The organism is Nostoc sp. CCY 9925 (assembly GCF_963920935.1).
GTDB lineage: Bacteria > Cyanobacteriota > Cyanobacteriia > Cyanobacteriales > Nostocaceae > Nostoc.
This window is the reverse complement of sequence record NZ_CAWUDO010000351.1, coordinates 1-209: the sequence shown is the minus strand read 5'-3', so window position 1 is coordinate 209 and position 209 is coordinate 1. Positions and strand designations below refer to the sequence as shown.

Below are 209 nucleotides of genomic sequence, written 5' to 3'. Positions count from 1 at the left end.
GGTTCTCGCCTGCTGTGGTGGCGGTGGCCTTTTCTGGCCTGCTGGTGCTGCTTCAGGCCGCGCTGATCCTGGGCATCTTCTCTCTGTCCAGCCTGTATGTGACCAAGTCGTCGGCGGATGTCTGGATCGGCTATCCGGGTGTGCAGAGCGTCGATCTGGGCCGTCCGATCAGCGAACAGGCGGAACTGTCGGCCTGGATGCAGCCGGGG

1 protein-coding gene is annotated in these 209 nt (G+C 64.1%); it reads left to right on the top strand.

What is annotated here, in order from left to right; all coding sequences use genetic code 11:
- Positions 1-209, top strand: a 209-nt coding sequence (locus ACM0OY_RS40725; protein ID WP_414574353.1) for a hypothetical protein, incomplete at both ends; no start/stop codon positions are given.